Source organism: Pseudomonas azotoformans (genome assembly GCF_001579805.1).
Classification (GTDB): Bacteria; Pseudomonadota; Gammaproteobacteria; order Pseudomonadales; family Pseudomonadaceae; genus Aquipseudomonas; species Aquipseudomonas azotoformans_A.
This window is the reverse complement of the sequence record NZ_CP014546.1, coordinates 4,716,521-4,739,778: the sequence shown is the minus strand read 5'-3', so window position 1 is coordinate 4,739,778 and position 23,258 is coordinate 4,716,521. Positions and strand designations below refer to the sequence as shown.

Here is a 23,258-nt window from a genome sequence, read left to right as displayed (position 1 = left end):
AACAAACCCAGAGCGGAAATCGTCCCATGAAAAAGTCGTCTATCGCGTTGTCGTTGTTGCTGACCCTTTCGCCGCTGGCAGCCTTCGCCGCTACCGCACCGCTGGACCTGGTAGGGCCGGTGTCGGACTACAAGATCTACGTCACCGAAGAAATCGGCGAGCTGGTCACCCAGACCCAAGCCTTCACCGACGCCATCAACAAGGGCGACCTGGCCACCGCCAAGAAACTCTACGCGCCGACCCGTGTGCACTATGAGTCCATCGAGCCGATCGCCGAGCTGTTCAGCGACCTCGATGCGTCCATCGATTCGCGCGTCGACGACCACGAAAAAGGCGTGACCGCCGAAGACTTCACCGGTTTCCACCGTATCGAATACGCGCTGTTCTCGCAGAACACCACCAAGGGCCTGGAAGCGCTGACGGCCAAGCTCAACACCGACGTCAATGACCTCAAGACCCGCGTCGACGGCCTGACCTTCCCGCCGGAGAAAGTCGTCGGCGGCGCAGCAGCCCTGCTTGAAGAAGTCGCCGCCACCAAGATCTCCGGCGAAGAAGACCGCTACAGCCACACCGACCTGTATGACTTCCAGGGCAACATCGACGGCGCGAAGAAAATCGTCGACCTGTTCCGTGGTCAGATCGAGAAACAAGACAAAGTGTTCCTGGCCAAGGTCGACAAGAACTTCGCCACCGTGGACAAGATCCTGGCCAAGTACAAGACCAAGGACGGTGGTTTCGAGACCTACGACAAGGTCAAGGAAAACGACCGCAAGGCCTTGGTGGGCCCGGTCAACACCCTGGCGGAAGACCTGTCCACCTTGCGCGGCAAGCTGGGCTTGAACTAAGCGACACACAAAAAAAGACCCAGCGCCTGTTGAAGGCGCTGGGTCTTTTTTTTGCCTGCCGGTTTACAGGATGCGGTACAGCAAGCGTTCGATCCGCACACGGCTGACACGGCGCAGGAACTTGCCGACTGCCTCCGGGTAGTCCGGCAGCGTTTGCAGGTCCTGATAACGCTCGATCCGCGTGGTGTGCTGGAAAATCTGCGCCAACTCAGTGCGTCGCGGCGCCAGCCATTCACTTTTGGGATCATCGATCAACAAGGCGTTTTCCAGGTCGAGGCGGAACGCGCGCGGGTTGAGGTTGTTGCCAGTGAGCAAGGTGTAGCGCTGGTCGACCCACATGCCCTTCAGGTGGTAAGTGTTATCGCCGTCACGCCACAGGTGCAGGTTCAACTGGCCGCTGTCGATCATCGGCTGATGGCGTTTGGCAAAGCGGCGCAGGCTGATTTCGTAGAGGTAAGGCAGCGCCGCAATGACCTTGAACGGCTCGCTGGGCGGGATGTAGAAGTCGTTGGCGGTCTTGTCGCCGACGACGATGTCGATCTTCACCCCGCGCGCCAGGGCGCGGTTGATTTCGCGGGTCACCGGCAGCGGCAGGTTGAAGTACGGGGTGCAGATGGTCAACTGATGCTGGGCGCTGGCGATCAGTTCGAGAATCACCCGGTTCAGGGGGTTGTTCTTGCCGACCCCGAGCAAAGGGCTGACTGACAGGTGACCATTGGGCAGTTGCCCGGCCGTGGTGTCGTATGCCGCGTGCTTCAGGCGGCTGCGCAGATCGCCGATGTCATTGCGCAGGCTGCGGGTGGTGGGCGGGTTGGGCAGGTCCAGGCGATTGACCGCCTTGGACGCCACCAAACCGTGCTCCACCAGATGCTGCATGGAATCGGCAAGCGCTTTGTTGTGAATCAAGTGGTAGCGGTCGAAACGGTACTTGTCGAACTTGTGCAGGTACACGTTGTTCAGGCTGGCGCCGCTGTACAGCACCGTGTCGTCGATCACAAAGCCCTTGAGGTGTAGCACACCGAACAACTCGCGGGTTTGCACCGGCACGCCGTACACTGGCACTTCGCTGCTGTGGCTTTGAGTCATGGCCTGGTACCAGGCACTGTTGCCCGGTTGTTTGCCGGCGCCGATCAAACCACGCTGGGCGCGCAACCAGTCGACCACCACCACGATGTCCAACGCCGGGCGTGCAGCCTTGGCGGCGTGCAGGGCGTCGTAGATTTCCTGCCCCGCTTCGTCCTGCTGCAAGTACAGCGCGACGATATAGATGCGCCGGGTGGCCTGGGCAATTTTCTCCAGCAGGCAGCGACGATAAGCGTCGGCGCCGGACAGCACCTCAAGGGCATCAGGAGTGAGGGGGAAACCGCGCAGTTTGGGCAACAGGGAGCGTTTGAAGAACGACGGCATAAGGCTCGCAATGGGTCGAATCCGAAGAGGCCCCGAGCTTACACCATGAGGGTGCTCAGGTCTCGCTGCGGCGCATGGAAAAATTTTAATTGACCAAGAAGAACGATCGTTCTACTGTTCGCAGCATGAACGACATGACCAATAATGAAACCCGCGACATTATCCTCGACGTCACAGAAAAGTTGATCTATCGCCATGGCATCGCCGCCACCGGCATGGACTTCCTGGTGAAGACCGCCGGTGTCTCGAGAAAAAGTATCTACCGCTACTTTGTCAATAAAGACGAGTTGGTGATGGCCGCGCTGCAACGTCGCGATGAGCGCTGGATGCAGTGGCTGCGCACTGAAGTGGAACGTCGCGAAGACACCGGAGAACGCCTGCTGGCGCTGTTCAGCGCGCTCAAGGACTGGTTCGGCACGGCTGACTTCCGGGGCTGCGCGTTCATCAACACCAGTGGCGAAACCGGTGATCCGCAAGACCCGGTGCGCCTGCTGGCCAAGGCGCATAAACAGAAACTGTTCGAGTACGCACTTGAACTGTGTCAAGCACATGGCACCCCCGACCCCGAACGGCAGGCCGCGCAACTGCTGATCCTGATCGATGGCGCCATTACCGTTGCCCTGGTGATGGGCGATTCAACGGCTGCCGATAATGCGCAATGCATGGCGCGAACGTTATTGGGACTTTGAACCCGCCAGTAGGCGCAACTTCCGATCAATCCTTATTCATTGAGGAACTGCCAATGTCATCGACTGTAGAAACACGTCCGCCCCTGCCGCCGTTCACCCGCGCGTCGGCCATCGAGAAAGTCCGCCTGGCCGAAGACGGCTGGAACTCCCGTGATCCGCAGCGGGTGTCCCTGGCCTACACGCTGGACACACAGTGGCGTAACCGTGCCGAATTTGCGCATAACCGCGAAGAAGCCAAAGGTTTCCTCACCCGCAAGTGGGCCAAGGAACTGGACTACCGCCTGATCAAGGAGTTGTGGGCATTCACCGATAACCGCATCGCGGTGCGTTATGCCTATGAGTGGCACGACGATTCGGGCAACTGGTTCCGCTCCTACGGCAACGAAAACTGGGAATTCGACGAGAACGGCCTGATGGCCAATCGTTTTGCCTGCATCAACGATCTGCCGATAAAGGAAAGCGAACGCAAGTTCCACTGGCCGCTGGGCCGACGCCCGGATGATCATCCGGGGTTGTCCGATTTGGGGTTGTAAAACAGTTGGGGCCGGTTTGCCGGCCCCACTGCTTAATCCTGATTCAACCCAACCCGATACAACACGCCATCATCTTCATCCGTCAGCACATACAAGAACCCGTCCGGGCCCTGCCGTACATCGCGGATCCGCGCCTTCAGGCCGCCGAGCAAACGTTCTTCGTGGATCACCTTGTCGCCATCAAACTGCAACCGGATCAACTCCTGGCTGACCAGCGCACCGATAAACACGTTGTGCTGCCAGGGCTTGAAGCGATCCGCATCGTAAAACGCCATGCCACTGATACCCGGCGACTTTTCCCACACATGATGGGGCGGCACTGTGCCTTCCACCGTTTTGCCCTTGGCTTCGGGAATCGGTGTCAGGGAGTAGTTGATGCCGTGGGTGGCCAACGGCCAACCGAAATTCTTGCCGCGCTCGATGATGTTGATCTCATCACCTCCGCGCGGCCCGTGTTCGTTTTCCCAGATCGTACCGCTCCACGGATTCAGCGCCAGCCCCTGGGGGTTGCGCTGGCCGTAGGACCAGATCTCCGGGCGCACGCCTTGCTGGCCGACAAAGGGGTTGTCATCCGGCACACGGCCATCCGGGTAAATGCGCACGACCTTGCCTTGCAACTTGTCCAGGTCCTGGGCCGTCGGGCGATCGTTGTTTTCACCCAGGGTCACGAACAGGTAGCCATCGCGGTCGAACGCCAGGCGCGAGCCGAAGTGGTTGCCGGTCGACAACTTGGGCTCCTGGCGCAGGATCACCTTGAAGTCGGTCAAGCCACTCAGATCTGCCGCCAGGCGTCCACGGCCCACGGCTGTGCCAGCGGTACCGCCTTTGCCGCCGCCTTCCGCGTAAGAAAGATACACCGTGCGGTCCTCCTTGAAGTCCGGCGACAACACCACATCCAGCAAACCGCCCTGCCCTTTGGCCCAGACTTGCGGCACGCCCTTGAGTGGCGCGGACAGCTTGCCGTCGGGGCTGACAAAGCGCAGGTGACCAGGGCGCTCCGTCACCAGAAAGCCTTCCTTGTCCGGCAAAAAGGCCACCGCCCATGGGTGGTCCAGGCCTTTGGCGATTGGCGTCGCGGTGATGCTGCCCTGTTCGCTGGGGAACTGCTGGGCGTCAGCGGCGTGAGCGGCCGTCAACGGCAGCAGCGTGGTGGCGCAAAGGGCGACTAACAGGCTTTTGCGTAGAAACATAAGGCGAGATCCTTACCGGCGATTGCCGTTGGCATCATAAGTGGGGGCTTTGGTTTCGGTGGCCGGGCGGCTGGGGGCGGCATTACGTTTGGGGTAGCTGTTGCCGATGCCGCCGTTTTCCAGGGTCGGCGTGCGTGTGGTCGGGCCGGTCTGGATACCGCGAACGGCCGGCGCATTTGGCTGGGTGCCCTGCATGCTATTAGGATTGGCCCGGTGGATCGGGCCGTTGTTGCCATTGTTGCTGCCGGGCAGGTTTTGCGCCTGGGCCACAGGCATTAGGGCCAGACCCAACAACAGCGCTGCTACGTGACGCATACAACTGTTCATGACAAAGCCTCTCTGGGGCGAGGAGTACGTGCTTTCGATAACACGCTACGCCTTGGGTTCGGCTTTCGACACTAAATAGTTTCTCATCAGGTGTAACACGATCTGTCCGCGCATCTGCTCGGGGAAACTTTTCCCACCGCCTTCGAGTCACCAGAACACAGCCTCTTCAAAAGGAATCGCACCTATGCCACGGGCAATCTGGAAAGGCGCCATCAGCTTTGGCCTGGTGCATATCCCGGTCTCACTAGTCTCGGCCACCTCCTCTCAAGGCGTTGACTTTGACTGGCTGGACAAGCGCAGCATGGACCCGGTCGGTTACAAGCGCATCAATAAGACCACGGGCAAGGAAGTGACCAAGGACAACATCGTTAAAGGCGTTGCGTACGAGAAAGGCCGCTACGTGGTGCTCAGCGAAGAAGAAATCCGCTCGGCCCACCCCAAATCGACCCAGACCATCGAGATCATCGCGTTTGTCGCCAGCGACCAGATCCCGTTGCAGAACATCGACACCCCCTACTTCCTCGCACCGGATAAGCGTGGCGGCAAGGTCTACGCCTTGCTAAGGGAAACCCTTAGAAAAACCCGCAAGGTCGCCCTGGCCAATGTGGTGCTGCACACCAAGCAGCACTTGGCGGCGTTGATGCCCCTGGACTCGGCGCTGGTGCTGGTGATGCTGCGCTGGCCCGCCGAAGTGCGCAGCCTGGACGAACTGGAACTGGGCAGCGACGTGACCAAACCGAGCCTGGCCAAGGGCGAACTGGACATGGCCAAGCGCCTGGTCGACGACATGAGCGCCGACTGGCAGCCCGATGACTACCGCGACAGCTTCCAGGAAAAAATCATGGCGCTGGTGGCCAAAAAGGCCAAGGCCGGCAAGATCGAGGATGTGGAGACCAAGGACAGCGAAGAGCGCAAGTCCGCCGATGTGATCGACCTGACGGAACTGCTCAAGCGCAGCCTGGCCGGTAAACCCGCGAAGAAGCCTGCCACGAAGAAATCCACCAAGGCCTCCTGAGTCATGTCCAAGCCCCTCAGCGAATACAACCGCAAGCGCGATTTCGGGATTACCGCCGAACCGGCAGGCAGTGCGCCTGGTACCAAACGCAAAGCCTCGGCGCTGTCCTTCGTGATCCAGAAGCACGACGCACGCAACCTGCACTATGACTTTCGCCTGGAACTCGATGGCGTGCTGCTCAGTTGGGCCGTGCCCAAAGGCCCGAGCCTGGATCCCAGCCAGAAGCGCCTGGCCGTGCATGTAGAAGATCATCCGCTGAGCTACGGCGGCTTTGAAGGCAGCATTCCCGCCGGTCAGTACGGCGCCGGTGATGTCATCGTGTGGGACCGTGGCATCTGGCAGCCCCATGACGATCCCCGCAAGGCCTACGCGGCCGGCAAGCTCAAATTCACCCTGGTCGGCGAGAAACTCTCCGGCGACTGGGCGCTGGTGCGCACGCGCTTGAAAGGCAGCGGCGACAAGCAACAATGGCTGCTGATCAAGGAAAAGGACCCGCAGGCGCGCGCGGCCGACGACTACGATATCGTCCAGGCCCAGCCGAACAGCGTGCTCAGCGATGCTTCAGTGGGAACATCCAAGGCTCGGGCCAAAGCCAGGAAAACCCAGTTTCCCGAGCAATTCACCCCGCAATTGGCCACCCTGGTGGATCGCGCCCCCGAAGGCGATTGGCAATACGAAATCAAATTCGACGGCTACCGCATGCTTGCACGCATTCAGGACGGCGACGTGCGCCTGTTTACCCGCAACGGGCATGACTGGACCGACCGTCTGCCGCGCCAGGTCAAGGCCTTGCAGGCTCTGAAGCTCAAGGACAGCTGGCTGGATGGCGAGGTGGTCAGCCTCAATGGCGACGGCCTGCCAGACTTCCAGGCGCTGCAAAATGCTTTTGATATCGGCCGTAGCCTCGACATCGTCTACTACGTGTTCGATGCCCCCTTTCTCAACGGCCAGGACCAACGCCTGGCGCCGGTCGAGGATCGCCGTGCCGCTCTAAAGGTCGCGCTGGCCGGTAGCCGCAGCAAATTGCTACGTTTTTCCGAGGCATTCACTGCGCACCACCGTGACATCTTTGAAAGCGCCTGCGACTTGGCCCTCGAAGGCGTGATCGGCAAGCGCCTGGGCAGTCCGTACGTCTCCAGCCGCAATGCCGACTGGATCAAACTCAAATGCCGGTTGCGCCAGGAGTTCGTGATTGTCGGCTATACCCGGCCGCAAGGCTCACGCACGGGGTTCGGCGCGTTGTTGCTGGCAGTAAATGATGAGACTGGCCTGGTGTACGCAGGCCGCGTGGGCACGGGTTTTGATCAAGCATCGCTCAAGACTATCTATGCGCAACTGACATCGTTGGAGCGCAAGACATCGCCGCTTGAGAAGCCGCTGACCAGCACCCAAGCACGAGGCGTGCATTGGGTAGCGCCCACGTTGGTCGGTGAGGTGCAGTTTGCCGAGTGGACACGCGAGGGCGTGGTCCGCCAAGCCGCATTCGTCGGGCTGCGCACCGACAAGCCGGCAGCGCAGATTGTTCATGAACAACCGCGAACGGCCAAATCCATGAAGCCTGCCAAGAAGACCCGCAGTGATGTGAATATCACCCACCCAGACCGCGTGATCGACAAACAAAGCGGCACGCAAAAACAGCAACTGGCGCAGTTCTACGACAGCATCAGCCAGTGGATTCTGCCCTTTCTGCACCATCGGCCAGTGTCACTGCTGAGAGCACCCGAAGGTATCGAGGGCGAGCAATTCTTCCAGAAACACTCGGAGCGCCTGGCGATACCCAACATCAAGCAGCTCGACCAGGCACTCGATCCCGGCCATGCGCGGCTGATGGAAATCGACAACGTCGGCGCGCTGATCGGTGCCGTGCAAATGGGCTCAGTGGAGTTTCACACCTGGGGCGCCACCTCGGACAAGATCGAAACCCCGGACCAGTTTGTGCTCGATCTCGACCCGGACCCGGCATTGCCCTGGAAAACCATGCTGGAGGCCGCGCAACTGACCCTGTCGGTGCTGGATGAGCTGGGGCTGCAAGCGTTCGTCAAGACCAGCGGTGGCAAAGGCCTGCACCTGATCGTACCGTTGGCGCGTCGGGACGGCTGGGACACCGTCAAAGCATTCGCCAAGGCCATCGCCCAGTTCATGACCGAGCAGTTGCCGGAACGCTTTACCGCCACATCGGGGCCCAAGAACCGGGTCGGCAAGATCTTTATCGATTACCTGCGTAATGCACGGGGAGCCAGCACCGTAGCCGCGTATTCCGTGCGTGCGCGGCCGGGTTTGCCGGTGTCGGTGCCGGTCAGTCGTGAGGAGTTGAAGGGGCTGCGCGGTGCTCAACAATGGACAGTCGCCAATCTGCAGCAACGTTTGAATACTTTGAAAACGGATCCCTGGGCGGGATATGCCAATCGACAGAAGATCAGCAAGAGGATGTGGGACAAACTGAGCGCCCATCCACCGAAGTGAATAGCGCCCGTGAAGCGGGCCTCAGATCAGCAGGAAGATGGCCGCCAATCCAGCAAAGATCGCCCATTTTTCCAGGTAATAGCGCGTGCGATTGCGCTTTTTCAATTCCTTGCCGCGCAGACGAATCTTGTACAGGCGTGTGAACGCGCGGTTGAGCCCACCGGTCTTGTCCCCGGCATCGTTGGGCGAGCCAGCGGCCGCCATCACGTTGCGGCTGAACCAGCGGTTGAACGCAGCGGCCCAGCGATACTTCATCGGGCGCTCAATGTCGCAGAACAGGATGATGCGGTTCTGCTGCGTGGTGTTTTCAGCGTAGTGGATGTAGGTTTCGTCAAACATCACCGGCTCACCGTCACGCCAGTAGTAGTTTTCGCCATCCACATTGATGTAGCAGCCAGGATCGTTCGGAGTATCCAGGCCCAGGTGATAGCGGTACGAACCGGCATACGGATCACGGTGGCGTACCAGCTTGGAGCCCGGTGGCAGCTCGGCGAACATCGCGGCCTTGATCGAACCGATGCTTTGCACCAGCTCAGTGGTGCGCGGGCACAGCTTCATCGCTGAAGGATGACTGTCGCCATACCATTTCAGGTAAAAACGCTTCCAGCCCGACTTGAAGAACGAATTGAAACCCACGTCGTTGTACTGGTCCGAACGCTTGATCTCCCCGGCACGCATGAGGTTCTGCCCTTCCAGGCGGATTTCTTCCCAATGCTCCTGGAGCGGGCTCAAATCGGGAAAATCGCTGGGCGACAGATACGGTCGGCTGGGCAGCTTGGAGAAGAGGTAGAGAAAGCAGTTGATCGGTGCCAGGAAGGTCGAATGATCACTGAGCTGGCGACCCAGCTTGTGCCGCACCCGGCCACGCAGGTGTACATACGCAATCGAGGCAACGTAGAGAACAACAATGATGAGTTTCAAGAGATTTCGTCACAAGTCAGAAGAGAACAGGCTGCTCCTGCGTGCCCACAACGGCCGAGGTTGGATAGCAGCACCTGAAATCACAATTCACACAATGGGCCCGACCGGCTGAGTGACAACCCGGCTCGTGGCCCTTTGCAGTTATTTAGCCACAGGTTGTAACTAAAAGTTAACTAAGAATTGTGAAAAGCTGTCTTGTGAATGTGTTGGGCGGGCTTGTTGCGCGACAAGCCTGCGATAGGTCCAACCCGGCCTAGCGACGTGGAGTCCGACGTTCGTCGAACACTGAAAAAGGTCCGGTTTCACGGCGCACCTGAGCAAAGTGCCAAATCAACGCGGTCAGTATTCCTAGCGTCAGCCCTGTCAACAGGCTCAACGCGATAACCAAGCCCTTTTTCGGTTTGATAGGGCTCAGCGGCGGCTGCGCCTGCTGGTCCACAGTCACCAGCTTCAGGGCGCTCATATCGATATTAAGGCTGTGCAGTCGAGCCTCTTCTGCCCAATACGGTTCAAGGTCTTGCAAGAACACATCTTCATTCTTGCGGCTGTCGAGTACTTCCACTTCGCGATTAACATCCAGCATGCGCAATGCCTTGCCAATTTCTGCAATGCGGCTGTTGGTAAAGTCGTTATTGGTACGTCGTGCCAACGCTGCCCGCTCGGCCTCAAGCGCCTCGGTGCCCATAAAGTAAAGCGGGATCTTCTGATTGGTCACTTCGGTGCGCACCACCTGGATCGAGCCTCGCTGTGCCTCAGCCCCCATTGCGGAGGGCGTGGTGGGATGCTTGATGCTAATCGTCCTGGCTATCGAGATAGCCTCCGCTAATTCAGCCAAGCGGCTGTTGCGTTGTGCTTCCATCTCCAGACGCAAGGCGCTGAGCTCGTCTCGCAGTTGAGCACGCTTGACCTTATCCGCCTCCAACAACCTAGCGATTTGCGACGCTTTATCTGCTTCATAGTTGGCGCGGGCAGCGTCGATCTTGCCTTTGAGCTCGTTGAGGCGATTATTGACCATGACCTTGAGGTCGGCCCCCACTTGTTCGCGCTGTTGTGAAATAGCGTGAGCCACGAACCCGTTGAGAATTGCAGCCCCGTCAATCCCGTCGGGGTACTGCATTTCCAAGCGGACATAATTGTTGAGCGCGTCGGGATTCTTGGACTCCATGAGTACCAAGTGAATAGCCTTGTTGTTGAATACCTCAAAACTCTGCTCCAGGCTGCGCCCAGGCTGTTGGAAGCGCCCGAAGAGCTTCGGGTTGGCCCTGAAAAAGCCTAGCCTTGCTTCGTATGAGTCGAGTTGCGCGCCTACCTTGGTCAATGCGTCAGCCGGTGGCAACTTGTAGACTTCTGAACGGTTGAGAGCGTCCAGATCATTGATTGCCGCAGGCCGCAGTACACTGCTGACTTGATACACCTTGGGGGCCAGATACACATAGCCTACTCCCAGAAAGCCTGCGAGGATCGTGCAACCAATGACAAGTTTTTTGTGCTTCCAGATCGCGCCGAACAGCTCAAAGAGATCGACTTCATCTGAAGGTAAATAACGATGAAGCTGGGGAGTGTTGTTCAAAGTTCATGCACCCTGATGAGTTGAAATCCAGCGCCCAACAAACAGACCTGAATAACGACTGAATAAACAGGAGGCAACGTCCGGACACACAATACACATAGCCTTCTTTCGACAAAGGGATCACCCAGGCTTACCGAGGTTTCATACCTGTGCCACAAAAGGTTTCGTTTCAGTTACACGGGAGTCATTACTGATAGACACCCAAAGTATTACGGTCCGTTATGAGACGTTACCCGACGGGCAGGCAAAATATCGCTAATCACCTGTCGTTCAAGGAAAAACCTCTAAATCTCTAAAAAACAGGACCATTCCTACGCAGCGCTACACATTAAGCTATAAAAAGTGCCGAATTTCCTGCAGTGCTCGGCGACTGAATCCCAGAAAAAAAGGAATTTGTATGTCATCCATCTCAGATCCAGATGTTCAAGCACTTCAAGGTGCCTGGGAGCAAACCTCACTCGAAGACAGTGGCGTGCTCAATCCCGTCGATGCTCACAGCGCGCCTGGGGCAATCACAACCATTACCGGCGACCGCTTCGAAGTGAAGACCGTCAGTGGCGAGGTACTGCTCGCCGGCCGTTTTTATCTGGACAGCACTGCCGTTCCCAAACGCATTACCTGGATCGACTCCATCAGCGATGACGCAGGCAAGCATTTGCCGGCCAGCTATCGCCTGGAAGCGAATGAATTCGTGTTCATTGCAGCCGATGAAAATATGCCCAGGCCCACCCTATTCAGTACTGGGCCAGGTCAAACCATGCGCACTTTTGTGCGTCGTGCCTGATCAGCGCATCAATCCGAACCAGCGACAGTATTTTCACAAGGCCTTCACTTTCAGGTCTATAGGGTGAAGCCTACCTACTCCAGTGAATCCCTTAGCCCGCCTCTTCTTGCGGGCTTCTTTTTGCCTGTTGAAAATCGACATATCCGGCGCGTTTGGTGGCGGTCAACGTAAAACACATCGGCAGTTGCGCAGGCTGGTGTTCATATTGGTCGTACAGCTCTTCGCGATTGGAGTGCGCATACTCCTGCAGGTGGCTGATCTGCAACTGTGCGCAGATTGCGGCAGTGACCACGTCGCCCAGGGTATGCACATACCAATAGGATGTGGGTCCTGCCACCTCACCCTGGCCTTCATAGACAATCGACTCCTGCAGCACAAACGGTTCGCGCTGAAAGTAGGAACTGGCCGGCAGGAACGGGTTTTGTGCCCGCGGATCGAACACTTCCAGGAATGGATGGGTTTCATACATCACCAGCGTGCCGCCGGGTTTCAAGGTGCTGGCAACGTGGCGCATGAACTGCGCCACATCCGGCATCCAGCCCAGCACGCCGATGGTCACCAGCGCGATATCGAAACGCGCCTGCAAACGTTGCGGCAATTGGTGGATATCACTTTCGATGAACTCAGGGCTGTGCGGTGAGACGTCGGCCAGTTCACGGGCCTGTTGCAGAAACGCCCGGGATTGATCCACGCCCACCACCGAACGCGCACCCAGGCCATACAGCGAAAGGCTTTCGCGGCCATTGTTGCAGCACAGTTGCACCACATCCTTACCGTCCACACCCACGGCTTGCAGCAAGCCGGTCAGCGTCGGGTCCAGGCAAGAAAAGCCAGCCGCGCCGACACTGTTGAGCAGCGCGTTCCAGGTGTCAGTGGTTTTGTGCAGGCTGGCGGATTGGTCCCAGGCGTCCTTGTTGCAGTCGATTGCCTGTTGAGCTGAGGGCATGTCCATTGCGTCTCCAGATATTGATAACAGCGAGGCCCAGAAAATAAGCCAAGTGCCCTCGGATTAAAACCCCGAGAAGCGGGCGAAACTTAACGCAGGGCCCACAGGTCATTAACGCAATGCGTGTTCAGCCCCTGAACGCCGCCTCCGAAGACCTCGCCGTGGCCAAACACTCCGACCTGAGTAATGCCTTGTCCCTGGACAGCCTGAATTTCTTCCTGGCGGATGTGCGCGACGGCCTCGGCCCTTACCTGGCCATTTATTTGCTGGCCGTGCACAAATGGGACCCGGCCAGCATCGGCGTGGTCATGACCCTGGCAGGTATCGCCGCCCTACTCACCCAAGGCCCGGCAGGTGCACTGATCGACCGCACCCGCAGCAAACGCGCAGTGGTGGCGCTGGCCGCCATCGTGGTGACCGGCAGCTGCCTGCTGCTGCCCTTTGTCAGTTCCTTCAGCCTTGTGGCGTTGACCCAGGCCGCCAGTGCTGTCGCCGCGTCCGTATTCGCGCCCGCCATCAGCGCAATCTCGCTGGGCATCACCGGGCCACGCGCGTTCACACGCCGTACAGGGCGCAACGAAACCTTCAACCACGCCGGCAATGCCGTCGCAGCGCTGTTGGCCGGCGGCTTGGCCTACCTGTTTGGGCCAGTGGTGGTGTTTTACCTGATGGCCTTCATGGCCGTGGCGAGTATCGTCGCGATCAGTTGCGTGTCGGCAGAGGCGATCGATCACGAGGTCGCCCGTGGTTTTGACCCGGAGCATCACACGGACCACGAACAACCCTCCGGCGTGAGGGTATTACTGGCGAACCGTCCATTGCTGTTGTTTGCGATCTGCTGCGCCCTGTTCCACCTGGCGAATGCCGCGATGCTGCCGCTGGTCAGCCAGAAGCTCTCGCAGATCAACCTGCAGATGGCCACGCCGCTGACGTCGGCGTGTATTGTCGCCGCGCAATTGGTGATGGTACCGATGGCCTGGCTGGTCGGACTCAAAGCCGATATCTGGGGACGCAAACCCTTGCTGATGGCCGGCTTCATGATCCTGCCGCTGCGCGGTGTGCTTTACACGCTGTCTAGCGATCCGTACTGGTTGGTGGCCGTGCAAATGCTCGACGGCATCGGCGCCGGGATCTTCGGCGCGTTGTTCCCGGTGATCGTCAAGGACCTGACCCAAGGCACCGGACGCTTCAACGTCAGCCTGGGTGCCCTGTCCACCGTCTTCGGTCTGGGCGCGGCATTGAGCAGCAGCCTGGCCGGTTTCGTCGTGCAACAGGCCGGTTACAACGCGGCCTTCCTGACCTTGGCCGGCGTGGCGGCACTGGCGTTGGCGCTGCTGTGGCTGGCGATGCCGGAGACCTTGGCAAAACCATCCTTCGCCGGACATACAACTGTCGCCTGACATATGCGACAATGCGCGCCAAATTCCAACACACATCCAAAATCTTCTGCTCAGCGACCGGGTTTCGCGCCTTGATGTCGCTGTTGACGCATGCCTGAAGGCTCCTGCCGCCACGCTCGCAACCCATTGATAGGTAAAGTAATTGATCTCCACAGCTAACATCACCATGCAGTTCGGCGCCAAGCCGCTCTTCGAGAACGTCTCGGTCAAGTTCGGCGCCGGCAACCGTTATGGTTTGATCGGTGCCAACGGTTGCGGCAAGTCGACCTTCATGAAAATCCTCGGCGGCGACCTCGACCCGTCCGGCGGCCAGGTCATGCTGGAGCCGAACGTACGCCTGGGTAAACTGCGCCAGGACCAGTTCGCCTACGAAGAATTCACCGTGCTCGACACCGTGATCATGGGCCACGAAGAGCTGTGGAAGGTCAAGGCCGAGCGCGACCGCATCTACTCGCTGCCGGAAATGAGCGAAGAAGACGGCATGGCCGTGGCCGAGCTGGAAACCGAGTTCGCCGAGATGGACGGCTACACCGCCGAATCCCGTGCCGGTGAGCTGCTGTTGGGCCTGGGTATCCCGTTGGAGCAACACTTTGGCCCGATGAGCGAAGTGTCCCCAGGTTGGAAACTGCGTGTATTGCTGGCCCAGGCGCTGTTCTCCGATCCTGAAGTGCTGTTGCTCGACGAACCGACCAACCACTTGGACATCAACACCATCCGCTGGCTGGAAAACATCCTGACCCAGCGCTCCAGCCTGATGATCATCATCTCTCACGACCGTCACTTCCTGAACAGCGTGTGCACCCACATGGCTGACCTGGACTACGGCGAGCTGCGCCTGTTCCCGGGCAACTACGATGAGTACATGACCGTGGCGACCCAGTCCCGCGAGCAACTGCTGTCGGACAACGCCAAGAAGAAGGCGCAGATCTCCGAACTGCAATCCTTCGTCAGCCGCTTCTCGGCCAACGCCTCGAAAGCCAAGCAAGCCACTTCCCGTGCCAAGGCGATCGACAAGATCCAGTTGGCCGAAGTCAAGCCATCGAGCCGCGTAAGCCCGTTCATCCGTTTCGAGCAGAACAAAAAGCTGCACCGTCAGGCCGTCATGGTCGAAAAAATGGCCAAAGGCTTCGACGGCAAGCCGCTGTTCAAAGACTTCAGTTTCCAGGTTGAAGCTGGCGAGCGCGTAGCGATCATCGGCCCGAACGGTATCGGCAAGACCACCCTGCTGCGCACCCTGGTCAACGAACTGACCCCCGACGCCGGCAGCATCAAGTGGACCGACGCCGCAGAGCTGGGCTACTACGCCCAGGACCACGCTCACGACTTCGAAGACGACGTGACCCTGTTCGACTGGATGGGCCAGTGGACCCAAGGCGAGCAAATGATCCGTGGCACCCTGGGTCGCATGCTGTTCTCCAACGACGAGATACAGAAGTCGGTGAAGGTGATTTCCGGTGGTGAGCAAGGCCGCATGCTGTTCGGCAAGCTGATCCTGCAAAAACCGAACGTGCTGCTCATGGACGAACCGACCAACCACTTGGACATGGAATCCATCGAAGCGCTGAACCTGGCGCTGGAGAACTACCCGGGCACGCTGATCTTCGTCAGCCACGACCGTGAGTTCGTATCGTCCCTGGCCACCCGCATCATCGAGTTGAGCGCCACCGGCGTGATCGACTTCAGCGGCACCTATGATGATTACCTGCGTAGCCAAGGTGTGGTGTTTTAAGAGCAGCCATTAGTTTTTAGCTGCAAGCGGCAAAATTGAGCCCCGTCCTGTGTGACGGGGCTTTTTGCATGTTTATGGCGCGCCATAATTAATAGATAGCCTGCTTTCTTTTCCCCCAAGCCCTTGCCATGATGCCCTCACCGCCCGCCCGCGAACGAGTGCCCATGTCTGCCGCCGCCCCCAGCTCCCTGTCGATCACCCTGCAGATCGTCTCTATCGTCTTCTACACCTTTATCGCGTTCATCTGCATCGGCCTGCCGATTGCGGTGATTCCTGGCTATGTGCATGAGCAACTGGGCTTCAGCGCCGTGGTCGCCGGAGTCACGATCGGTTCGCAATACCTGGCGACTCTGCTCAGCCGCCCCATGGCCGGGCGCATGTCGGACAACGTCGGCACCAAGCGCGCCATTGTGTTGGGGTTGGCGGGGATTCTGGTCAGCGGCGTGCTGACGTTCTTTGCGACATTGCTACAGAGCACGCCCACCTTGAGCCTGGGCATTTTGATTGTCGGCCGACTGTTGCTGGGCGTGGCTCAAGGGCTGATCGGGGTGGGCACCATCAGTTGGTGCATGGGCGCCGTCGGTGCCGAACACACGGCGCGCTCGATTTCCTGGAACGGCATCGCGTCCTACGGCGCCATCGCCATTGGTGCGCCGCTGGGCGTGGTGATGGTGGCCGAATACGGCTACAACAGCCTCGGCATTGCACTGGCCGTATTGTCCGCGCTGGGCCTGGTGCTGATCCGCAATAAACCCTCGGTGCCAGTGGTGCGTGGCGAACGTTTGCCGTTCTGGGCAGTGTTCGGGCGTATCGCACCCTTTGGCGCCAGCCTGTGCCTGGCCTCCATCGGCTACGGCACCCTCACCACCTTTATTACGCTGTACTACCTCAATCGTGGCTGGGCCGGTGCGGCGTACTGCCTGACGGTGTTTGGCGTGTGTTTTATCTTGTCGCGGCTGGTGTTTATCTCTGCGATCAGTCGGTTTGGCGGCTTTCGTGCCGCCATTGCCTGCATGACCATCGAGACCCTGGGCCTGACGTTGCTCTGGCTGGCGCCGTCGACGGGCGTGGCATTGATTGGCGCAGGGCTGACCGGCTTTGGCTTGTCGCTGGTGTACCCGGCACTCGGCGTGGAAGCCATCAAGCAGGTGCCCAACAGCAGCCGTGGCGCGGGCCTGAGTGCTTATGCGGTGTTCTTTGACTTGGCCCTGGCGATTGCCGGGCCGTTGATGGGCGCCGTGGCACTGAACCTCGGCTATGGCTGGATCTTCTTCTGCGCCGCGCTGTTGTCGGTAACTGCCTTGGGCGTGACCGTTCTGCTCAAGCGTCGCGCTTACTGATCAGCCGTCTGCATCCCGGCGCGGGTGGCTTGGCCGAGGGTGTGGCTGAAAAAACGCCCCGCCTCGGAAATCAGGTCACGGTGAATCCCTTCGCGGTCGACGCCGTCGGCATCGGTGCAGATCGCCGGCATGGCCGCCAACTGATCACTGTCACACGGCGCCATGAACACAAAGTGCCCTGCCCCGGCCAACAGCTTGAAGTCCGGCGGTTCCGGCAACTTGCGCGCCAGCGCCGCAGCGTTCTTGTCCACGGCCACCAGCTTGTCACCGTCACCGCTGTAGAGCAGAACTGGCACATGCACGTCGGCCAGGGTGTGACGGCCAAACATCAAGCTCAACGGCGCCATCAACATCAACGCATGAATACGCGGGTCGGATTGCGGCTGCAGGTCGTCGCGGTCCACTACCAATTCGCCCTTGGTGGTGCAGGCGTCGCGGTCTTCCGGACGCTCCTGGCAGTAGCGACGCAGGCGGTCGAAGTCCGGCTTGGCACCGGCCAGGATCAACGCGGTTTCACCGCCCGCTGAATAACCGATCACACCGACTTGATCGACATTGACGAAGGGCGACAGCATCGGGTCGCCCAAGGTGGCCGTGATCGCTTCGGAAATCTGGATCGGCCGGCCATACAGGTTACTCACCGTGCCCAGGCGGCTGTGGTCCTTGTAGTTGTCGCCAGGATGCAACACCGCCACCACCACGAAGCCTTTACGCGCCAGCGAAGTGGCCAGGTCATGCAAGGCCAGCGGCGTGCCGGTGTTGCCGTGGGACAGCATCAGCATCGGGAAGCGGCCGATGGCAATCTTGGAATCTTCCGTGGCGGCAACGCGATAGGCGCCCAGCGGCGTGCTGTGCTCAAGCCCAGTGGAGGGATAAAAAGCGATGGCCTTCATCGGCTGCAAATCCAGCGGATCCAGGAAGGTCATGCGATGGAAGCCCACGCTCCAATGCGGGTGCGGCGCAGGCGCGGCGTGCACTGAAACCAGGCCACCGAGCAGGGAAAGAACCATAACAGCACAAAGACGCATCATGAGGATGTCCACCTTTGCTGCATAAAAACCGGCATGTCGGGTTGAAAAGTCCATGGTTCAAGGCGCTCGACCGGGTGATAAACCCATGCGTGCATAACCTGGGCCAAAGTAATGACAGCGGGTAAACGAAAAAACTCCGTAGTCCGGTCGTTTTGAGGCGATCAGAATACAGAGTTTAGACGTCCCGCTTCAGAATGAAACGAGGAAAGGCACGGTTTTACCTAAGCTTTACGCAGCCGCGAACAATTGTTCGTTGATGAGTACGTTGGCGTCGCTCAAGGACTTGCTGCGGAACTCATCACCGTACGCCAGGCCATGGGCGCGGACGAATTCGATGTCGGTGATGCCGAGGAAGCCCAGCAGCACTTTCAGATAATCTTCATGGGCCACACCGGTCGCCTGGCCGACATGCAGGCCGCCCGAGGTCGACACAACGATGACTTTCTTGTTGCCGCACAGGCCTTCCGGACCGGCTTCGGTGTAGCGGAACGTCTGACCGGCGACGGCAATGCGGTCGATCCAGGCTTTCAGTTGAGTCGGGATGGTGAAGTTGTACATCGGCGCAGCGATCACCACCGCGTCAGCGGCGAGGAATTCTGCCAGGGTCTTGGCGCTGAGTTCTGCTTCGTGCTGTTGCGCAGCATTGCGCTGATCAGCCGGAGTGCCCAGGGCGCCCAGGGTCGCGCCGGAGAAGTGGTTGAAGCCTTCGGCAGCCACGTCACGGTAGGTCACTTCCACGCCTGGCTCAGCCGCTTGCCAAGCCTTGACCACACCAGCGCTGAGCTGACGGGACGCCGAGTTGTCGCCGAGGATGCTGGAATCGATATGCAACAGTTTCATGCGGGATCTCCAAGTGAGGATCGCGACGGGGCGATCAAGTGGGGTTGATCCTACAGATGATTCGAATAAACGATTAGACGGCTGAAATGCGACTGTTTGTCCTGCTGGCAGGACAATGCTCAGTGCGACGACACATAGATCGACGCTGACGTCGGTGCGGGCAACGCATAGGTGCGCTTCATCCACTGGATTTCTGCCTGGGGCGTGCGCCCGAAGAAACGTTTGAACTCGCGGCTGAATTGCGAGGCGCTTTCGTAACCGACTTGAGCACTGGCCGTGGCGGCGGTGATATCGCTACGCAGCATCAACAGGCGTGCCTGATGCAAACGCGTTGACTTGAGGTACTGCATCGGCGAGGTGTCGGTGACAGTGCGAAAATGCGCGTGAAAGCTTGGCACACTCATCATCGCTTCCCGCGCCAGCGCTTCCACGTCCAGATGCTGGTGATAACAGCCATGGATCTTACGAATCGCCCTCGCCACCTTGCCGAACTGCCCCTGGCGATTCAGGGCTGCGCGCATCGAGCCACCCTGCTCGCCCGTCAGGATTCGATAATAGATCTCGCGCATCAGCGCCGGCCCCAGAATCTGCGCATCCATCGGCACGCTCATCACTTGCAGAAAGCGCAGCAATGATTCACTGAGCCGATCATCCATGGGTGACGAATACATGCCCCGTGGCTGGGCCTCGATCAATGCGGGGAAGTCGTCCAGCGCCACCATCAGCTGCGCCGCGAGGGTGAAATCCAGGCGCAGGTACACCGCCAGCATCGGCTCGGCCTCACTGGCGTCGGTCTCCATGGTGAAAGGCACCGGCACCGACACCACCAGGTAGTGCTGGGCGTCATACAAATACACCTCATCCCCCAGGTAACCACGTTTCTGCCCCTGGCAGACGATCACGATGCCGGGGTCGTACAGCACCGGGACCCGATGCAATGGGCGATTGGAGCGCAGGAAACGCACGTCATCCAGTGCGCTCAGGTTATAGCCTTCCACAGGCGCCAAGGTGCCCATCAGCTCGATGATTCTGCCTGTTCGGTCCATGTTTTCGGGCCTTTGCGTAAAACGCCACGTTAACGCGCAATCCACGACGAGGCTACGGACTTATAGGAATAGGCAATCAGCACATTGGAATGGATATTCGCTCAAATCCCGCATTTGCGTAGCCTGAAACAGCACTTTCAGCCCTCGGAGACTCCCCCATGCTTATCGTCTACAACCCTGCCACCGGTGAAGAAATCGGCCGTGTCGCCAAGCACACCGCAAACGAGGTCAAGGCTGCCGTCGACCGCACCTGCGCCGCCTTCCCTGACTGGTCTTCCAAGCTTGCCAAGGAACGCAGCGACATCCTGCGCCGCTGGCACGACGCGGTAAAAGCCGACAAGGAAACCTTCGCCGAACTGCTCTGCCGCGAAAACGGCAAATGCCTGAGCGAAGCCCGCGGTGAAATCGACTACGGCCTGGGCTTTATCGAGTGGTACGCCGAGGAGGCCAAGCGCGTGTACGGCGACACCATTCCCACTCACGACCGCAATGCCAACGTGACGGTCACCAAGGAAGCCATCGGCCCGGTCGCCGCCATCACCCCGTGGAACTTCCCGTTCATGATGATCACCCGCAAGGTCGCCACAGCGCTGGCGGCTGGCTGCACCATGGTGATCAAGCCCGCAGAAGACACCCCGCTCACAGCCCTCAAGTTGCTGGAATACGCGCGCAAGGCCGGGATCGAGGCAGGCGTCCTGGAAGTGGTGGTGGGCGACCCGAAAGAAATTGGCCAGATCCTGACCGGCGACCCACGCATCCGCAAAATCTCGTTCACCGGCTCCACCGGCGTCGGTAAATTGCTTGCCGCACAGTGCGCAGCGAGCATCAAGAAAATGACCCTGGAACTGGGCGGCAACGCGCCGTTTATCGTGTTCCAGGACGCCAACCTCGACGAAGCGGTGAAAGGACTGGTCAGTGCAAAACTGCGCAACTCGGGCCAGGTGTGCATCTCGCCGAACCGCATCTTCGTGCAACACAGCATCCTCGAGGACTTCATCAAGCGTTTGAAGCACGCCGTGGCCGAGATCGAAGTGGACCAGGGCTTGCGTGAAGGCTTTGTGGTCGGCCCCATGGTCAATCAACTGGGCTTCGACAAGGTGGCGCGACTGGTGGAAAACGCCAAGGCCGCCGGGGCCAAGGTATTGATGGGCGGCCAGCCCCACGCCAAAGGTGGCCTGTTCTACGAGCCGACGGTATTGACCGGCTTGCAGGACGATTCTCCCCTGGCGACCGAGGAAATCTTCGGGCCGGTGTTCGCTCTCTATTCGTTCAAGGATGAAGCCGAAGTCATCGCCCGCGCCAACCAGACCGAATTCGGCCTGGTGGCCTACGCCTACACCAGCGCTCTGGGACGGTCGTTGCGCCTGTCGCGCCAGTTGGAGGCCGGCATGGTGATCCTCAACTCCGGATCAGTGGGCACTGCTTCCGTGCCGTTTGGCGGCATCAAGCAGTCCGGTTATGGCCGTGAAGGCAGCTATTACGGGATCGAGGAGTATGTGCACGTGAAGTACGTGTTGATGGCTGGCGCACATTTGTAGTGGATTTGCCCTCGTCAGACGCGGATAGTTCGTCCCACTGACAGGACAATAGGTTGCCCATGCAAGACCTCAACGACCTCTACTATTTCGCTAAAGTCGTGGAAGCCGGTGGCTTCGCTGCCGCCGGCCGGCTGCTGGGGATTCCCAAGTCGCGGCTGTCGCGGCGTATCGCCGAGCTGGAAGAACGCCTCGGCGCACGCCTGCTGCAACGCACTACGCGCCAACTCACCCTCACTGCCGTCGGCGAGCGCTACCTGCGGCATTGTCAGGCGATGCTGCTGGAGGCGGAAATGGCCGATGAGGCGGTGGCCAGCATGTCCAGCGAGCCCCGTGGACGGCTGCGCGTCAGTTGCCCGGTGGGCATGGCCCAGCACATCCTGCCGGAACTGGTGGCTGGATTTCTGGCGGCTCATCCCCAGGTGCAATTGGAGATGACCCTGGTCAACCGCCGTGTCGACCTGGTCGCCGAGGGTATCGATGTCGCTCTGCGCGTACGCGAGCTGGGCGATGAGGATCCGCTGTTGGTGACCAAGCGCCTGCGTCAGGCCCAGACCGTGCTGGTGGCCAGCCCCGCGCTGATGCACGGCCGTCAGGTCGCGACCCTTGAGGATCTCAAGCAGCTACCGATCCTCGGTGCACTGGAGGCGGATCGCCTGGTGCATCAACGCATCCTCGACCCCCAGGGCAACACTCACGACCTGGCGATGGAAGCCCGGCTGGGGATCGACGATTTCATCGTGCGCAAGGCCAGCGCCATCATGGGGCTGGGCTTTACCGTGCTGCCGATGATGTATTGCGAAGAGGAATTGGCCAGCGGCCGGTTGGTGCAACTGCTGCCGGAGTGGTCCTTGCCTGGCGGCTGGTTGCAAGCGGTGTACCCGCATCGTCGCGGCGTGTTGCCGGCCATTCGTGCCTGGATCGACTACCTGGAAGAAGGTTTCAAAGGTTGCGGAGACCGCCTGCTATGAGGATGACCGAAGAACAAGTCGCCGCCTTCTGCCTGAGCCTGCCGGGCGCGCGGGAGGATTACAAATGGGGCGGCGTACGTGTGTTTTCGATTGCCGGCAACAAGATGTTCGCGCTGCAGAACCTAAGGGGTGAGTCGTTGGCGTTCAAGGTCGACAAGGAATTGTTCCTCGGCCATGTGGACCGCCCAGGCATTCACCCGGCGCCGTATCTGGCGCGGGCGCAGTGGATCATCATGAATACGCCCTACCCGCTGGGTGCTGAGGAGTTGCGTGGGTTGGTGCGGCGTTCGCACCAGCTTGTCGTCAGCAAGTTGCCCAAGCGCACGCAGATTGGGTTGTTGCTGGACGATTGACGCAAAGCACCTAGGTATCTAAGTGACTATCGGTTGCTCTGCTTTTGATCTTGATCTTGATCTTGATCTGAGGCGCCCCGTAAACCGCGCTGGCCGAACGCAGGCTTGAATCCGTGGGTAACCCGGCAGGACGCCGGGTTAGCCGCGCTGGGCCAAGGATGGCCCATCGCGGCGGCCCACGGATTCAAGCCTTCGTTCGGGCACACCGAGCCTAGGCGAGGTGCCGAGTGGTGGGGCGAAGCGTTTTTGGTTACTTTTGGCTGGGCCGCATTCGGACTCTTCCAAAAGTGACCCGCCGTAAGGGCGGACCCCATATCAGCCGT

Annotated in this window: 21 protein-coding genes; 12 read left to right on the top strand and 9 right to left on the bottom strand. The window is 59.6% G+C overall.

Annotated features, from left to right (window positions below; translation table 11 throughout):
- Window positions 1-26: 26 nt before the first annotated feature.
- Window positions 27-845, top strand: coding sequence for an iron uptake system protein EfeO (efeO, locus tag AYR47_RS21785; RefSeq protein ID WP_033901166.1), 819 nt, complete (start codon window positions 27-29; stop codon window positions 843-845).
- A gap of 63 nt (window positions 846-908) precedes the next feature.
- Here efeO and pssA read toward each other — a convergent pair whose 3' ends face one another.
- Window positions 909-2,252 (bottom strand): CDP-diacylglycerol--serine O-phosphatidyltransferase, encoded by a 1,344-nt coding sequence (gene pssA / locus AYR47_RS21780; RefSeq protein WP_033901167.1) that lies wholly within the window; start codon window positions 2,250-2,252, stop codon window positions 909-911.
- A gap of 125 nt (window positions 2,253-2,377) precedes the next feature.
- Here pssA and AYR47_RS21775 point away from each other — a divergent pair, with 125 nt between their 5' ends.
- Window positions 2,378-2,941, top strand: a complete 564-nt coding sequence (locus tag AYR47_RS21775) for a TetR/AcrR family transcriptional regulator (protein WP_061449468.1) — start codon at window positions 2,378-2,380, stop codon at window positions 2,939-2,941.
- Between the two features lie 53 nt (window positions 2,942-2,994).
- Window positions 2,995-3,474: a nuclear transport factor 2 family protein gene (locus tag AYR47_RS21770; RefSeq protein ID WP_033901169.1), complete on the top strand. Its 480-nt coding sequence runs from the start codon at window positions 2,995-2,997 to the stop codon at window positions 3,472-3,474.
- Window positions 3,475-3,506: 32 nt separating this feature from the next.
- Here the strand turns inward: AYR47_RS21770 and AYR47_RS21765 are convergent, their stop codons facing one another.
- Window positions 3,507-4,664, bottom strand: coding sequence for a PQQ-dependent sugar dehydrogenase (locus AYR47_RS21765; protein ID WP_061436803.1), 1,158 nt, complete (start codon window positions 4,662-4,664; stop codon window positions 3,507-3,509).
- 12 nt (window positions 4,665-4,676) lie between these two features.
- Window positions 4,677-4,991, bottom strand: coding sequence for a hypothetical protein (locus AYR47_RS21760; RefSeq protein ID WP_033901170.1), 315 nt, complete (start codon window positions 4,989-4,991; stop codon window positions 4,677-4,679).
- 184 nt (window positions 4,992-5,175) lie between these two features.
- Between AYR47_RS21760 and ku the strand changes: the two genes are divergently transcribed.
- On the top strand, window positions 5,176-6,006 hold the full coding sequence (gene ku, locus AYR47_RS21755) for a non-homologous end joining protein Ku (protein WP_061436801.1): 831 nt from the start codon (window positions 5,176-5,178) through the stop codon (window positions 6,004-6,006).
- 3 nt (window positions 6,007-6,009) lie between these two features.
- Window positions 6,010-8,469, top strand: coding sequence for a DNA ligase D (gene ligD / locus AYR47_RS21750; RefSeq protein ID WP_061436799.1), 2,460 nt, complete (start codon window positions 6,010-6,012; stop codon window positions 8,467-8,469).
- 21 nt (window positions 8,470-8,490) lie between these two features.
- Here ligD and lpxO read toward each other — a convergent pair whose 3' ends face one another.
- Both lpxO and AYR47_RS21740 read right to left on the bottom strand, forming a co-directional pair.
- Complete coding sequence (gene lpxO, locus AYR47_RS21745; protein ID WP_010210619.1) at window positions 8,491-9,390, bottom strand: lipid A hydroxylase LpxO; 900 nt, start codon at window positions 9,388-9,390, stop codon at window positions 8,491-8,493.
- A 253-nt stretch (window positions 9,391-9,643) separates the two neighbouring features.
- Complete coding sequence (locus AYR47_RS21740) at window positions 9,644-10,960, bottom strand: Wzz/FepE/Etk N-terminal domain-containing protein (protein WP_033901173.1); 1,317 nt, start codon at window positions 10,958-10,960, stop codon at window positions 9,644-9,646.
- 397 nt (window positions 10,961-11,357) lie between these two features.
- On the opposite strand from AYR47_RS21740, the gene AYR47_RS21735 reads away from it, so the two are divergent.
- The gene (locus AYR47_RS21735; RefSeq protein WP_061436796.1) at window positions 11,358-11,744 is read left to right on the top strand and encodes a TIGR03067 domain-containing protein; all 387 of its coding nucleotides are present in this window, start codon (window positions 11,358-11,360) and stop codon (window positions 11,742-11,744) included.
- Between the two features lie 91 nt (window positions 11,745-11,835).
- Here AYR47_RS21735 and AYR47_RS21730 read toward each other — a convergent pair whose 3' ends face one another.
- Window positions 11,836-12,696, bottom strand: a complete 861-nt coding sequence (locus tag AYR47_RS21730) for a class I SAM-dependent methyltransferase (protein WP_051422112.1) — start codon at window positions 12,694-12,696, stop codon at window positions 11,836-11,838.
- Between the two features lie 155 nt (window positions 12,697-12,851).
- On the opposite strand from AYR47_RS21730, the gene AYR47_RS21725 reads away from it, so the two are divergent.
- The 3 genes from AYR47_RS21725 to AYR47_RS21715 all read left to right on the top strand — a co-directional run bounded on the left by AYR47_RS21725 (window position 12,852) and on the right by AYR47_RS21715 (window position 17,159).
- Window positions 12,852-14,090, top strand: a complete 1,239-nt coding sequence (locus AYR47_RS21725; protein WP_061449467.1) for an MFS transporter — start codon at window positions 12,852-12,854, stop codon at window positions 14,088-14,090.
- A gap of 142 nt (window positions 14,091-14,232) precedes the next feature.
- Entirely contained in the window at window positions 14,233-15,819 is a 1,587-nt protein-coding gene (locus AYR47_RS21720) for an ABC-F family ATPase (protein WP_026000030.1), read from the top strand.
- 164 nt (window positions 15,820-15,983) lie between these two features.
- A complete protein-coding gene (locus AYR47_RS21715) occupies window positions 15,984-17,159 on the top strand; it encodes an MFS transporter (protein WP_061436794.1) in 1,176 nt (391 codons plus the stop codon).
- Here the strand turns inward: AYR47_RS21715 and AYR47_RS21710 are convergent.
- The 3 genes from AYR47_RS21710 to AYR47_RS21700 all read right to left on the bottom strand — a co-directional run bounded on the left by AYR47_RS21710 (window position 17,153) and on the right by AYR47_RS21700 (window position 20,076).
- Entirely contained in the window at window positions 17,153-18,190 is a 1,038-nt protein-coding gene (locus tag AYR47_RS21710; RefSeq protein ID WP_033901196.1) for an alpha/beta hydrolase family protein, read from the bottom strand. The genes AYR47_RS21715 and AYR47_RS21710 overlap by 7 nt on opposite strands.
- Before the next feature lie 228 nt (window positions 18,191-18,418).
- Window positions 18,419-19,030: an FMN-dependent NADH-azoreductase gene (locus AYR47_RS21705; protein ID WP_033901176.1), complete on the bottom strand. Its 612-nt coding sequence runs from the start codon at window positions 19,028-19,030 to the stop codon at window positions 18,419-18,421.
- A gap of 119 nt (window positions 19,031-19,149) precedes the next feature.
- Entirely contained in the window at window positions 19,150-20,076 is a 927-nt protein-coding gene (locus tag AYR47_RS21700; RefSeq protein ID WP_061436792.1) for an AraC family transcriptional regulator, read from the bottom strand.
- A 158-nt stretch (window positions 20,077-20,234) separates the two neighbouring features.
- Between AYR47_RS21700 and AYR47_RS21695 the strand changes: the two genes are divergently transcribed.
- From AYR47_RS21695 to AYR47_RS21685, 3 genes are read left to right on the top strand one after another with little or no spacing between them, the layout of a single operon-like run.
- Window positions 20,235-21,614, top strand: coding sequence for an NAD-dependent succinate-semialdehyde dehydrogenase (locus AYR47_RS21695; protein WP_061436790.1), 1,380 nt, complete (start codon window positions 20,235-20,237; stop codon window positions 21,612-21,614).
- Between the two features lie 59 nt (window positions 21,615-21,673).
- A complete protein-coding gene (locus AYR47_RS21690) occupies window positions 21,674-22,582 on the top strand; it encodes a LysR substrate-binding domain-containing protein (RefSeq protein ID WP_033901179.1) in 909 nt (302 codons plus the stop codon).
- Window positions 22,579-22,935, top strand: coding sequence for an MmcQ/YjbR family DNA-binding protein (locus AYR47_RS21685; RefSeq protein ID WP_033901180.1), 357 nt, complete (start codon window positions 22,579-22,581; stop codon window positions 22,933-22,935). Before AYR47_RS21690 ends, AYR47_RS21685 begins: the two co-directional genes overlap by 4 nt.
- The last annotated feature ends 323 nt before the right edge of the window (window positions 22,936-23,258 follow it).

What these genes read in the sequence shown, in the direction of transcription:
- efeO (WP_033901166.1), top strand. Translation starts at nt 27, where the DNA reads ATGAAAAAGTCGTCTATCGCGTTGTCGTTGTTGCTGACCCTTTCGCCG.
- pssA (WP_033901167.1), bottom strand. Translation starts at nt 2,252, where the DNA reads ATGCCGTCGTTCTTCAAACGCTCCCTGTTGCCCAAACTGCGCGGTTTC.
- AYR47_RS21775 (WP_061449468.1), top strand. Translation starts at nt 2,378, where the DNA reads ATGAACGACATGACCAATAATGAAACCCGCGACATTATCCTCGACGTC.
- AYR47_RS21770 (WP_033901169.1), top strand. Translation starts at nt 2,995, where the DNA reads ATGTCATCGACTGTAGAAACACGTCCGCCCCTGCCGCCGTTCACCCGC.
- AYR47_RS21765 (WP_061436803.1), bottom strand. Translation starts at nt 4,664, where the DNA reads ATGTTTCTACGCAAAAGCCTGTTAGTCGCCCTTTGCGCCACCACGCTG.
- AYR47_RS21760 (WP_033901170.1), bottom strand. Translation starts at nt 4,991, where the DNA reads ATGAACAGTTGTATGCGTCACGTAGCAGCGCTGTTGTTGGGTCTGGCC.
- ku (WP_061436801.1), top strand. Translation starts at nt 5,176, where the DNA reads ATGCCACGGGCAATCTGGAAAGGCGCCATCAGCTTTGGCCTGGTGCAT.
- ligD (WP_061436799.1), top strand. Translation starts at nt 6,010, where the DNA reads ATGTCCAAGCCCCTCAGCGAATACAACCGCAAGCGCGATTTCGGGATT.
- AYR47_RS21735 (WP_061436796.1), top strand. Translation starts at nt 11,358, where the DNA reads ATGTCATCCATCTCAGATCCAGATGTTCAAGCACTTCAAGGTGCCTGG.
- AYR47_RS21730 (WP_051422112.1), bottom strand. Translation starts at nt 12,696, where the DNA reads ATGGACATGCCCTCAGCTCAACAGGCAATCGACTGCAACAAGGACGCC.
- AYR47_RS21715 (WP_061436794.1), top strand. Translation starts at nt 15,984, where the DNA reads ATGTCTGCCGCCGCCCCCAGCTCCCTGTCGATCACCCTGCAGATCGTC.
- AYR47_RS21710 (WP_033901196.1), bottom strand. Translation starts at nt 18,190, where the DNA reads ATGATGCGTCTTTGTGCTGTTATGGTTCTTTCCCTGCTCGGTGGCCTG.
- AYR47_RS21705 (WP_033901176.1), bottom strand. Translation starts at nt 19,030, where the DNA reads ATGAAACTGTTGCATATCGATTCCAGCATCCTCGGCGACAACTCGGCG.
- AYR47_RS21700 (WP_061436792.1), bottom strand. Translation starts at nt 20,076, where the DNA reads ATGGACCGAACAGGCAGAATCATCGAGCTGATGGGCACCTTGGCGCCT.
- AYR47_RS21695 (WP_061436790.1), top strand. Translation starts at nt 20,235, where the DNA reads ATGCTTATCGTCTACAACCCTGCCACCGGTGAAGAAATCGGCCGTGTC.
- AYR47_RS21690 (WP_033901179.1), top strand. Translation starts at nt 21,674, where the DNA reads ATGCAAGACCTCAACGACCTCTACTATTTCGCTAAAGTCGTGGAAGCC.
- AYR47_RS21685 (WP_033901180.1), top strand. Translation starts at nt 22,579, where the DNA reads ATGAGGATGACCGAAGAACAAGTCGCCGCCTTCTGCCTGAGCCTGCCG.